Source organism: Arthrobacter sp. UYCu712 (assembly GCF_040547005.1).
Taxonomy (GTDB): Bacteria; Actinomycetota; Actinomycetes; order Actinomycetales; family Micrococcaceae; genus Arthrobacter.
The window spans coordinates 174,381-185,664 of sequence record NZ_JBEPOZ010000007.1; the positions used below are offsets into that span (position 1 = coordinate 174,381).

An 11,284-nucleotide genomic window follows, 5' to 3' on the forward strand; every position below is an offset into this window, starting at 1 on the left:
CAACGGGCTAGGCTAAAAGCTCAGGATCCCAGCGAACGTTGGCACAGGCCGATGAATCCGCCCAGCTGTTCCATGCCCTCCGGATGCGTGGGCAGGTGGTTCGTCAGCTCCGGGGCGCGGACGATCACCGCGCGCCACTGCCCCCGGGAAACCGCCACATTGATCCGGTTGCGCGAGAGCAGGAACTCCATCCCGCGTGGAGCGTCGGCCACGGCCGAACAGGCCATGGATACGATCACTACGGCCGCTTCCTGGCCCTGGAACTTGTCCACGGTCCCCACCCTGACCCCGGACAGGCCGGCACTGTCCAGGGCCTCGCGGATCACGTTGACCTGGGCGTTGTAGGCGGCCACCACCAGGATGTCGGCGGCGTCCAGCGGCCTTGAGCCCTGCTCTGACTGCCAGCTCAGCCCCAGATGACGCCGCACCTGGCGGACCACTTCGGCGGCTTCCTCGGGCGACGACGTGATGTTGCCTTCGTGCGCCACCACGACGGTCTCGATCCCGGCAGGAACACCATCCAGCCGCCGGAGGTCAGCGGCAGGCGCCGAGCGCAGCTTGCCCTCATAGGCGAGTTCGGAGACGGCCATGCACAGCTCCGAGGTCATCCGCCACGAGTCGGCCAGGAAATAGCCAAGTTCCGGCGGAAGCGTGGCATGACCGGCGGACACCCAGCCCAGGGCGGACTCGTCCACGGGTTCGGGATGTGCGCCCTGGCTGACCTGCGGCAGCTGCTGGGGATCACCGAGCAACAGCAGCCGGCTGCTGGCCTGGGCCACGGCCAGGGTGTTCGCCAAGGAGAACTGCCCGGCCTCGTCGATCACCAGCAGATCCAGTGACCCGGCCGGGACATTTGCTCCTGTCATGGTCCAAGCCGTGCCGCCGATGAGCGCCCCGCCGGGGGAGCCGAGCAAGCGCGCCACGTCCTGCCCCGAACGCTGCACCCAGGGGAGGGGCTCCGCGTGTTTCACGTCCTTGGCGACCCTGGAGGGATCGACGCCGGCCTTGGTCACAGCCGTCTTCAGCAGGTTCTCCACCACCGCATGGGACTGGCCGACGACCCCTACTTTCCAGCCGCGGGCCACGAGCCGGGCGATGACGTGGGAGCCCACATGGGTTTTGCCGGTCCCGGGAGGGCCCTGGACCGCAACGTAGGAATGATCCAGGGCACTGACGGCCGCCGTGATCGCGTCGATGAACCGGTCCGGGCCGTCGCCGGGTACGGAAAGCGGCGCCCCGGAGGCGAGCCGCGGCGGAACCCGCCGGACGAGGTCCAGGGCTGGATGACGCGGGAAAGCGGACGGACCGGACTGCAATGCCAAGGCGACATCGGAGGCGAGGGCCGCCAGCGCGTCCTCAAGGCTCTTGGTCTGGATGGGTTGGTCTTCGGTCAGCGCAACGGGGACCTCAGCGTAGGGTTCGATGTTTTTCCGGAGCTTGTCCCGGATGATGACGGTATCTTTGCCGTCCTCTTGGCCCAGCTCCAGGACCTCGGTGCCGAACCAGCCGTTGCGCCCGGTCCCCTTGATGCCCGTGCCCTCGAGCCCGGCCGGAAGCGGTGGCTCATACATGCGGAACCATGTGCTGCCCTCGCGGAGGTCCGAGCCGGGGCTGACGGTGCCGATCAGCTTCACCCTCCGCTCCGGCAGTTTGGCGCCGTCCTTCCACCAGTCCTCCAGCACCTCCGCGTCCTCAACGAGAAACACGTTGCGGTCCTGCTGGTGATGCGTGTCGGGGCCGTTCTCGCAACGGTCGAAGTGCGCCCACCAGAAGGCCTTGCGTTCCCGCCGGTGATAGCTGACCGCCGCGGCCAGCATGGATACTGCCTTCCGGTCATCCTCCGACAGCCCGACGTCGGGAGCCGCCAGTTCGGCCAGCGCAACTTCGAGCGGGTCCAGGTCGTCGGTGCCCGGCCCGGTGCCCGGCCCGGTGCCCGGCCCGGTGACTGCGCCGGTGACTGTGCGGGCGTCCGCGCCGGTGCCGGCCGCAGTCGTCGTGCTGGGGGAGGCGCCGTCGCCGAGCGGCTTGATGCCGCGCTCCCGGGCCAGGCCCAGGAGCCAGTTCCGGAGCTCCAATGTGGAGAGGCAGTCGTATTCGTTGTAGTCGGAGATCCCGGCGAGGATGGTGGCGGCTGCCTCAGCCCGGCCGTCGTCGCGCGCATCGCAGTAGTGGGCGTACGCAACCACCGACGCGCCGGCGTCCTTCACGTCCCCGGAGCGCAGATTCGTCCCCATGTAGAGCGGCTCGAGTTTCTTGATGCTGTACGAATTCTCGGAAATCCGGATGCTGTTCCGGACCGTCTGGTACAGATCCACCAGGAGCCCGTCCCGCAGCCACTGGTCCACCGTGTCTTCGCCGGCAACATGCATCACGGAGAGCTTCCGGAGCGCCGTCTTCTCGTAGGCGGCGTAGTGGTAGACGTGCATGTCCGGGTAGTCCTGCCGGCGCTTCTGCACATACTCGAGGAAGTCGAGGAAGGCCTGTTTCTCCGCCGCCCGGTCGTGAGCCCAGAACGGCCTGAAAAGCCCTGCGACGCCGGGCGCGGCCGGTGCTTCGATGACCCCGAACAGGTACTCCAGCCCCCAGACTCCGGTGGCGCTTTCCTGCCACAGAGGATCGCCCTCGAAGTCGAAGAAGATGTCGCCCTCGCTGGGCGGGGGCAGCTCGGCCAGCGAGTTCTCCGGGATCACGCCGAAGCGGATGCTGTGCCCTGAACCGTCCTTGAGGAATTGCACCTCACCATCCGCGCCGCCGATGCCGCTTTGCATCCTGGCCTGGTCTTGCAGGCGCAGCAGCGAGGCGTTGGGATTGACCAGGGCGGCTTCGGCGAGCTCGCGGACCGTGCGGATGCCGTCGGCGCGGAGTTTCTTGCGCTGGGCCGAGTTCATCCTCGCCACGAGCAGCAGATCATCGGTGGCCACAACCTGCTCCTGGCAGTAGTCGCAGCGGCCACAGGCGGTGATTCCGGCAGCATCCCACTGCACGGTGCCGGGCTGCGCCAGATGCGAGGAGGTGAGCGCCAGGAAGCGGTCCCGCCGCTCCCGGAACACCGGCAGGATCTCCGAAAGTTTGTGGTGGCTTCTGACGTAATCGAAGCCGCCGCCCGGGAGCGGAACCGTGGCTCCAAGGACCAGCGTTACCGCCGGATCCGGCGTAATCCCCGCCTTCAGCAACTGGTCGCCGTAGGCGCCCAGCTGTAGCAGGGCCGTCACCTTGGCGTGGCGGGCCAGCTTGGTGTCGAACACCGCGTACGTCCCGTTGGCCTGGCGGACCAGGAAATCGGAGCGGCCATGGAACTGGCCGTCGAAGAAGGCGGCCTGGAACACCACGTCGGCGCCGGAGCGCAGGGCGTCGATGGATTCCCGGTGCTTGGCCAGCAAAGTGGCGCGGTCCATGGCCTCGGCCGGCACGACGTCGTACACGCCGCGTCCGGCGGCTTGATCCCAGTGCCCGAACTCTGCGACGAATCCGTTGAGGACTCTGTGCTCGTGGAGGTCGCCCAATAGGGCGGCATGCTTGAGCATCTCGTCGTCTTCGAAGGCGGCTTTAGGGGAGCGGCCCAGCTTCTCGTCGAGTTTTCGGAGCAGCTGGTACTCACAGCTGGCAGCCGTGACGAGGTCGCTCGCGGAGAAGACCAGGTCCGGTGCGGAACCCGGGACTTCCGGTTCAAGGAAAAACACTGTGCCCCCGATGTTGTTGCACTGCTGCATTGAAGGCTCTTCCGCCTTGGACGGAAGGTCAGCGCAGTCCGGCCGTCTGTTCTTCAAGCTATCAAAGCCCTCTGACAAAACCGGCGGGCACTCGGGGTGGAACGGGCTGGTTCTTGTCGCAGGCCCGGCGTATGGTCTGAAAGACGATGACCGAACGGCAGCCCTTCCAGCTGGTCCAGCGCTACCCGCATTTCGAGTTGCGCCGCTATCCCGCGCATGTTGTCGCCGAAATTCAGGTCAACGCGACGTTTGACCGTGCGGGCAACGCAGCCTTCCGGCACCTGTTCAAGTACATCAGCGGCAACAACACTGCCCGGCAGAAGCTGGCGATGACGGCCCCGGTGATCCAGGAGCCCGGACCTTCGCAGCAGCTGGCGATGACCGCCCCGGTGCTCCAGAGCGGTCCGCTGCCGGGAAGCGAAGAATCCGCTGATTTCGTGGTGGCCTTTGTGCTCCCTGCAGACCTGACGGCGAAGACTGCCCCGGTCCCGGCGGACCAGCAGGTCAAGATCCGGACCGTCCCCGGCTCCCTGGCCGCTGCTCTTCGGTTCTCGGGCAGCGGGTCGGAAACTGCCTTCGAACGGCGCAACGATGGCCTCCAAGCGGCACTGGTGCTGGCCGGGCTGACAGCCGCGGGGCCGCCGCGATTCGCCCGCTTTGATCCTCCTTTCAAACCTTGGTTCCTGCGGCGCAACGAGGTAGTTCAGGACGTCGAACAGCCCCACCCTGCTGCCGGCCCCGCCGGTCCCTGACCCGGGTAAGGCAAAATGGTGTGGGTGACCCAACTCCCGCAGCGCCCCGCCTCACCCGCCACCAGCCCGTCGCCCAAGACCGGCACGCCACAGACCCAGGAGTCCGGCATCGCCGCCCAGATTGCCGGCGAGCTCGGCGTCCAGGCCTGGCAGGTCAAGGCCGCCGTGGACCTGCTCGACGCCGGGTCCACCGTGCCCTTCATTGCCCGGTACCGCAAGGAAGCCACCGGGACCCTGGACGATACCCAGCTCCGCGACCTCGAGGAACGGCTGCGCTACCTGCGCGAGCTTGAGGACCGCCGCCGGACCATCCTGGAAGCGATCGCCGCGCAGGGTGCGCTGACTCCGGAGCTGCAGGCCGCCGTCGTCCGGGCTGACACGAAGTCGCGGCTGGAGGACATCTACCTCCCGTTCAAGACCAAGCGGCGCACCAAGGCCCAGATCGCCCGCGAGGCCGGGCTGGAGCCGCTCGCCGACTCCCTGCTTAAAAGCCCGGAGCTGGACCCGGAACGCGAAGCGGCCAAGTATCTCAACGCCGAGCACTCGATCGGGGACTCCGCCGCGGCGCTCGCCGGTGCCCGTTCCATCCTGGTGGAGCGCGTCGCGCAGGACGCCGACCTGGCCGCGACGCTGCGGGAACGGCTCTGGACCCAGGGCCGGATGGTCTCCCGCGTCAAGAAGGGCAAGGACGCAGAGGGCCAGAAGTTCAAGGACTACTTCGAGTTCTCCCAGCAGCCCTCCGGGATGCCCTCGCATCGCGTCCTGGCGCTGTTGCGCGGCGAGAAGGACGGCGTGCTGGAGCTAGACCTCACCGAAGCTGAACCGAACGACGACGCCGCCCTCACCGCCGCGCGCGGCCGGTACGAGGCCGCCGTGGCCAGGTTCCTTGGGGTTGCCGACCGTGGCCGGCCCGCCGACGCGTGGCTGCTGCAGACCGCGCAGCTGGCCTGGCGCTCACGGGTGCTGGCCCGGCTGACCGCTGACCTGCGCAGCCGCATGTTTGCCGCCGCAGAAGACGAAGCCGTGCGGGTCTTCGCCGCGAACCTGCGCGACGTCCTGTTGGCGGCGCCCGCCGGAAACCGCGCCACCCTGGGCCTCGACCCGGGACTGCGCACCGGGGTGAAGGTCGCCGTGGTGGACGGCACCGGCAAGGTGGTCACGACGGACACGATCTACCCGCACGCCCCGGCCCGGAAATGGGACGAGGCGCTCCGGACCCTCGTGGGCCTGGCCCGGAAGCACGGCGTCGAACTCGTGGCGATCGGCAACGGCACGGCCTCACGGGAGACGGACAAGCTCGCCGCCGAACTGCTGAAGCAGCTCGGCGCGGGGCCGGACTCAGCCAACCTGGGAGCCAAACCGCAGAAGATCGTCGTGTCCGAGGCCGGCGCCTCGGTGTATTCGGCGTCGGCGCTCGCCGCCGCGGAACTGCCCGGCATGGACGTGTCCCTGCGCGGTGCCGTCTCGATCGCCCGGCGGCTGCAGGACCCGCTCGCGGAGCTCGTGAAGATCGAGCCGAAGTCGATCGGCGTCGGGCAATACCAGCATGACGTCACGGCCGCGAAGCTGGACCGCAGCCTTGACGCCGTCGTCGAGGACTGCGTGAATGCGGTTGGTGTGGACGTCAACACCGCCTCGCCCGCGCTGCTGAGCCGGGTGGCCGGCGTCGGGCCGTTGCTGAGCGAGAACATCGTGGCGTACCGGAATGAGCACGGTCCCTTCGACAAGCGCAGCGAGCTGAAGAAAGTGCCGCGGCTGGGCGCCAAGGCGTTCGAACAGTGCGCCGGCTTCCTGCGGATCAGCGGGGGAGCGGAGCCGTTGGACGCCTCCAGCGTGCACCCGGAGGCCTACCCGGTGGCACGGAAGATCAAAGCCGCCGCGAAGACCGGCCCGGCGGGCGGCAACCTCTCCGAGCTTAACCCGCAGGACTTCGTGGACGGCACGTTCGGACTGCCGACAGTGCAGGACATCATCGCCGAGCTCGAGAAGCCCGGCCGGGACCCGCGCCCCGCGTTTGCGGCGGCGGCGTTCTCCGAAGGCATCGAGAAGATCTCGGACCTCAGGCCCGGCATGATTCTGGAAGGGACCGTGACGAATGTGGCGGCCTTCGGTGCTTTTGTCGACGTCGGCGTGCACCAGGACGGGCTGGTGCACGTGTCCGCACTGGCCAACCGCTTCGTCTCCGATCCCCGCGAGGTGGTGAAGTCCGGTCAGGTGGTCCGGGTCAAGGTGCTGGAGGCGGATCCGGAACGGAAACGCATTTCACTGACCCTGAGGCTCGACGACGAACCCGCAGCCTCCGGGGGCACCGCACCCTCTTCCGGAAGCCGTGGTTCTGAGGGCCGCGGGTCCGGGGGCCGCGCGGGCGGGCGGCAGCAGGCGCCGGCCAAGCAGCAGGCGCCGGCCAATACGGCTATGGCCGAGGCGCTCCGGAAAGCCGGGCTGGGTAAGTAGGACCGCTTATCGCTGGAGAGCTACCGCTTGGCGCAAAACTAGTACGTTTGCTGACGATCTGCACCATGATTGCCGGAGGCAACGGCACGAATACGGGCCGTTCGCCTCTATATCGCTGGGCACCGATGTCGTTGACGCGCAAGGGGAGTAAATTATGGGCTGGCTGGACCGCGAACGAACCATAGCCCCGCCGGGATTCAACCGGTGGCTCGTACCCCCGGCAGCCCTCGCCGTGCATTTGTGCATCGGCCAGGCGTACGCGACCAGCGTCTACAAGACGGCCCTGGTGAAGCACTTCGGTGCCAGCCTGACCGAGATCGGCTTGATCTTCTCCATCGCCATCGTGATGCTGGGGCTCTCCGCCGCCATCATGGGCACCTGGGTGGACAAGAACGGCCCGCGGAAAGCGATGTTTACCTCGGCCGTGTTCTGGGCCAGCGGCTTCCTGATCGGCTCGCTCGGCATTTTCAGTGGCCAGTTGTGGCTCGTCTACCTCGGCTACGGTTTCGTCGGCGGCATCGGACTGGGCATCGGCTACATTTCCCCGGTCTCCACCCTGATCAAATGGTTCCCGGACCGCCCCGGACTGGCCACGGGCATGGCCATCATGGGCTTCGGCGGCGGCGCCTTGATCGCCAGCCCCGTGTCCACAGCACTGCTCAAGATGTACGACCCCAACTCCGGTGCCAAGGGCTGGGTGGCCAGCGGCGACGCAGTGGGCAAGCTCTTCCTGACCCTCGCCGTCGTCTATCTGGCCTACATGCTCTTCGGCGCCTTCACCATCAAGGTCCCCGCCGAGGGCTGGAAACCGGCCGGCTTCGACCCGGCCAAGGTCAAAGCTGCCACGCTGGTCACCACGGAAAACGTCTCCGCGAAGAATGCCGTCAAGACCAAGCAGTTCTGGCTCGTCTGGGTCGCGTTGTTCTGCAACGTGACGGCAGGCATAGGCATCCTGGAGCAGGCCGCACCCATGATCCAGGACTTCTTCCGCCAGTCCGACGGCGTGTCTCTGGTCAGTGCCGCCGTCGCCTCCGGCTTCGTGGGGCTCCTCTCGATCGGCAACATGTCCGGCCGCTTCGCCTGGTCCGCGACCTCGGACATCACCGGGCGCAAGCGCATCTACATGGTCTATCTCGGTGTCGGCGCCGTGCTCTACACCGTGCTGGCGCTGGCCGGTTCCACCACCACGTTCCTCTATGTGGCGCTCGCGTTCGTCATCATCTCCTTCTACGGCGGCGGCTTCGCGACTGTCCCGGCGTACCTGCGGGACCTCTTCGGCACCTTCCAGGTGGGAGCCATCCACGGCCGGCTGCTGACCGCCTGGTCCGCCGCCGGTATTGCCGGACCGCTGATCGTCAACGCCTTCCTGGATGCCCAGGGCAAGCCCGGGCAGCTGAATGCTGCGTCGTACCAGCCCGCGCTGCTGACCATGGTGGCGCTGCTGGTGGTCGGCTTCGCCGCCAACCTGCTGGTCAAACCGGTGGACGCGCGCTTCCACGAACCCCGCCAGGACCGCGACCGGTCCGAAGAGCCCGCCATGGAGGCTTGAGATGAGTGCAGCAAACGTTTCGCCCGGAAATTCATCCACCGGAAAACTGACGGTTGCGTGGGCGCTTGTCGGCGTGCCGCTGGCCTATGGCGTGTATGAGACGCTCACCCGCGTGGCGGCACTGTTTGGTTGACACCGAGGTGCAGGAAGTGTCGTTTGGCCGCCCGCTGGCGGCTAGTGTGCCGTTCACGCGACCGGAGCCGTTCACCACCCGCCCCACGCTGCGGGGCACCTTCGGGATGAGCGCGTCCACGCACTGGCTCGCGACGGCGACTGCCCAAGCGGTGCTCGAACACGGCGGAAACGCCTTCGACGCCGCGGTGGCGGGAGCGTTCGTGCTGCACGTGGTCGAACCGCACCTCAACGGGCCGGGCGGCGACATGACCGGGGTCTTCGTCACGGCGGAGGAACCGGACAAACCGGTAGTGCTGATGGGACAGGGTCCGGCGCCGGCCGGCGCCACTGTGGAACACTACCTGGCCGAAGGCCTGGAACTGGTTCCGGGTTCCGGTGCCCTGGCCGCCGCGGTGCCTGCCGCCGTCGACGCCTGGTTGTTGCTGCTGCGCGACCACGGAACGTGGGAGTTGGACGCGGTGCTGGACTTCGCGATCGGCTATGCCCGCGACGGCCACCCGATGCTCGGCCGGGTCGGGACCACGATCGCGGCGGTGTCCGCGCTGTTCCGGACCCACTGGCCCACGTCAGCGGAGCTGTGGATGCCCGGCGGAAGGATCCCGGACGAAGGTGAGCTGGTGTGGAATCCGGCCTATGCCCGCACACTGCAGCGCCTCGTCGAAGCCGGAGTTGCGGCGTCTTCCCGCGAGGCAGGGATTGACGCGGCCCGCCGAGAGTGGCGGGAGGGCTTCGTGGCCCGGGCGATGGTGGAGTCCGTCCGGACCCCGCACCGGCACTCCTCCGGAACGGATCATCGAGGGGTGCTCGCCCTGGACGATCTGGCGGGGTTCGAAGCGGGGTACGAGACTGCCGCCACCATGGAGTTCCGCGGCCACACCATCGCAAAGACCGGTCCCTGGGGGCAGGGGCCGGCGCTGCTGCAGACTCTCGCCATCCTTGCCGGCTTCGAGGACCAATACCTTGATCCGTCCACTGAACTCGGGGCGCACACCATTCTGGAGGCGCAAAAGCTCGCGCTCGCGGACCGGGAGGCGTACTACGGCGACACGGACGTGCCGCTGGATTACCTGCTGTCCGAGGGATACTGTGCCGGCCGGCGGGAGCTGATCGGCGAGCAAGCATCGCACGAATTCCGGCCCGGCACCGTGCCCGGGCGGGAGCCCTACCAGCCTCCGCTACGCACCGAATACTTGCCACCCGCGCTCGCTGGGGATGCCTCGCCGGCCGGACTCGGCGTCGGGGAGCCCACGGTCGCGCCGGCGGGGGAGACCCGCGGCGATACGTGCCACATCGACGTCGTGGACCGCTGGGGAAACATGGTCTCGGCCACTCCGTCCGGCGGCTGGCTGCAGTCCTCCCCGGCGATTCCGGAGCTGGGCTTCTGCCTGGGGACGCGGCTGCAGATGACCTGGCTGGAGCCCGGCACACCGTCCACGCTGACCCCCGGCAAGCGCCCCCGCACGACACTGACGCCGACCCTAGTGCTGCGGGACGGCCAGGCGGTTACCGCGCTGGGTTCCCCCGGCGGGGACCAGCAGGACCAATGGCAGCTGCCGTACCTGCTGCGCACCATCGTGGGCGGGTACTCGCCGCAGGAGGCGATCGACGCTCCGACATTCCATACGACGTCGATGCCCGGCTCGTTCTGGCCGCGCACCTGGGAGCCCGGCGGCGCCGTCGTCGAGGACCGGCTGGGGGAGCACGTCATCGAAGGCCTGGAGCGCCGCGGGCATGTTGTCACCCGGGCCGGCGACTGGGCGCTGGGGCGGCTCTCCGTCGTCGTGCGGGATCCCGAAACGGGGGTCCTGCAGGCCGCGGCGAATCCGCGGGGCGCGCAGGGGTACGCCGCGGGCCGGTAGCAGGTGGCGTGCTCAGCCGATGAAGGTCCCCGATCCCAAAAAAGGGTTCGCTGCGATCCGTTCCAACGTCGACAGTCGTAGGGCATCAATGCACCGCCAATAAGGCGCACCAAAAACCGCCATCACTGCAGAGCCGGAATTCAGAAAAACCTAACGAGCCCTACCTGGAAAAGTATCCACCAGCCGTCAAGATTGATTTCCCCATCACCCACTGGCCAACCACACCCAAGACGACGATAGCTGTTCCGAATACATAGGACACCACCCGCGACGCTTGACCCATTTTATGCGTGCCGGTCTTTTTTCCTGATCGCCACAAGCTAAAAATAACCAACAAAATAGGAAGCATTGCGATCTGCATCGGAAGCCCGTTCCCACTTCGGTTGTACTTTCCGTCGTACGGCATCCGGGTATCCCAAGGAACATTCATAAACACAAAAATGGCAATTCCGACGCAAGCCACGAATCCGCTCACACAAAGGAGCTGTATGTATCTCGAAGTCTTCCGCCCAAGTCGGAAGTCCTGCTCGGTTAGCCCTCCTGGCGGATTTTCATTCCCTGCGCCAGAACTCATATCATCGGCCACCACGGAGCCCCCAATGCCTCGATGTCAGTGCCTCCCTTACCGGATGCCCAACCACGACAACAACAACTACTTCCTAGAAGCGTTCTGCCTGCCAGCCCAGTCCGTTCTGCAGACGGCCGCCACCGATTCAATTACTTACCGGTGCCGGGGGGGGGGGGGGGGGGGGGGGGGGCGGGGGGCGGGTGGGGGGGGGGGGGGGGGGGGGGGGGGGGGGGGGGGGGGGGGGGGGGGGGGGGGGG

At 67.5% G+C, this 11,284-nt stretch carries 7 protein-coding genes; 5 read left to right on the top strand and 2 right to left on the bottom strand.

Annotated elements, in window-relative coordinates; translation table 11 throughout:
- Positions 1 to 20: 20 nt before the first annotated feature.
- The gene (locus tag ABIB51_RS09680) at positions 21 to 3,680 is read right to left on the bottom strand and encodes a TM0106 family RecB-like putative nuclease (protein WP_502916103.1); all 3,660 of its coding nucleotides are present in this window, start codon (positions 3,678 to 3,680) and stop codon (positions 21 to 23) included.
- 176 nt (positions 3,681 to 3,856) lie between these two features.
- Here ABIB51_RS09680 and ABIB51_RS09685 point away from each other — a divergent pair, with 176 nt between their 5' ends.
- From ABIB51_RS09685 to ABIB51_RS09705, 5 genes are all read left to right on the top strand, one after another.
- Entirely contained in the window at positions 3,857 to 4,462 is a 606-nt protein-coding gene (locus tag ABIB51_RS09685; RefSeq protein ID WP_354187725.1) for an SOUL family heme-binding protein, read from the top strand.
- A 15-nt stretch (positions 4,463 to 4,477) separates the two neighbouring features.
- The gene (locus tag ABIB51_RS09690; RefSeq protein WP_354187726.1) at positions 4,478 to 6,916 is read left to right on the top strand and encodes a Tex family protein; all 2,439 of its coding nucleotides are present in this window, start codon (positions 4,478 to 4,480) and stop codon (positions 6,914 to 6,916) included.
- A 154-nt stretch (positions 6,917 to 7,070) separates the two neighbouring features.
- The gene (locus ABIB51_RS09695; RefSeq protein WP_354187727.1) at positions 7,071 to 8,465 is read left to right on the top strand and encodes an OFA family MFS transporter; all 1,395 of its coding nucleotides are present in this window, start codon (positions 7,071 to 7,073) and stop codon (positions 8,463 to 8,465) included.
- 1 nt (position 8,466) lies between these two features.
- Entirely contained in the window at positions 8,467 to 8,598 is a 132-nt protein-coding gene (locus ABIB51_RS09700) for an MFS transporter small subunit (RefSeq protein WP_354187728.1), read from the top strand.
- Positions 8,599 to 8,704: 106 nt separating this feature from the next.
- Positions 8,705 to 10,459 carry a gamma-glutamyltransferase family protein gene (locus ABIB51_RS09705; protein ID WP_502916104.1) on the top strand — a complete coding sequence of 585 codons (1,755 nt, stop codon included), beginning with the start codon at positions 8,705 to 8,707 and terminating at the stop codon, positions 10,457 to 10,459.
- 160 nt (positions 10,460 to 10,619) lie between these two features.
- Here ABIB51_RS09705 and ABIB51_RS09710 read toward each other — a convergent pair whose 3' ends face one another.
- Positions 10,620 to 10,934 carry a hypothetical protein gene (locus tag ABIB51_RS09710; protein WP_354187730.1) on the bottom strand — a complete coding sequence of 105 codons (315 nt, stop codon included), beginning with the start codon at positions 10,932 to 10,934 and terminating at the stop codon, positions 10,620 to 10,622.
- Between the last annotated feature and the right edge of the window lie 350 nt (positions 10,935 to 11,284).